This is a genomic window from Geminocystis sp. CENA526 (genome assembly GCF_050753365.1).
Lineage (GTDB): Bacteria > Cyanobacteriota > Cyanobacteriia > Cyanobacteriales > Cyanobacteriaceae > Geminocystis.
In genome coordinates this window covers 1-1,016 of record NZ_JBLZFY010000317.1, presented here as the reverse complement: position 1 = coordinate 1,016, position 1,016 = coordinate 1, and the positions used below count along the sequence as shown (strand labels likewise).

Annotated in this window: 1 protein-coding gene; it reads right to left on the bottom strand. The window is 32.4% G+C overall.

Going from position 1 to position 1,016, the window contains the following annotated elements:
• On the bottom strand, nucleotides 1-1,016 hold a 1,016-nt coding region (locus tag ACN4EE_RS23640; RefSeq protein WP_431708957.1), incomplete at both ends, for a hypothetical protein.

The window sequence follows — 1,016 nt, the reverse complement described above, 5'->3', positions numbered from 1 at the left end:
GGGAGTAATTTCTAAACGTCTTAATACTGGTAAAATTGTCACCACTGTTTCAGCTTTGACACCATCAACAATAGCAGTTACTTTTACTTGTTTTCTTTGATAACCACCAGTAAAAATTCCTCGATTATTGATATTTCCTCCAAATTCACATCTCCAATCAGCATTACTGATATTGACAAGGTTATTTTGTTGATCAAAACCTTGTAAAATAAATTGACATTCTTCTTCAGGATTTAGGCTAATATTTTGAGGAGAAATGTTAAGACTCCTGATTATTCGGGGAATATAAACTGTTGCTTGAGCGGTAAAATTCTCTATTTTAGCAGTGATATAATAATAGCCTTGTTGATCTTCATCAGTAGAGTATAAACCAGAATTATTTATATATCCTTCATCGACATTCCATTCAATATTATCGATATTATGATCGATCGAAATTCTCTCATTTCTTTGATCTAATCCGATCACAAAAAATTGATATGAACCATTAGGATTAATGGTGATATATTCAGGACTAATTTTGATTCTAGTTAGTCTCGATCGATCTCTAATTGTGAGGATAATAGACGATTTAATTTCCCCTGATTTTGCGGTTATTGTTACTTCATTTTCATAGTCTAATCCTCGATAATAACCATCATTATTAATGATACCTTCATCTGCATACCATTGAAGATTATCTAAAGAAAATTCTCGCTGAAATTGATCAAATCCTTTGGCACTAAATTGAATACTTTGATGGGGTTCTATGGTACGATAATTGGGGCTAATTTCGATCGAACTTAAAATAGGTAATAACTTAATTGTCACCGAATCTGTAACGTTATTTAACCTTGCAGTGATAACGGCTTCTTCTTCTTGAAGATTCCCTGTAAAAATACCATTATCGCTTATTTCTCCACCTCGATCGCAAGTCCATTTTATCCATCTTACCCCGATCGTTGACATTTTTTTGTTTGCTTGATCAAAGGCTTCAACATTAAATTGATAAGGTTTATTTGGTTGTAATCTTAACT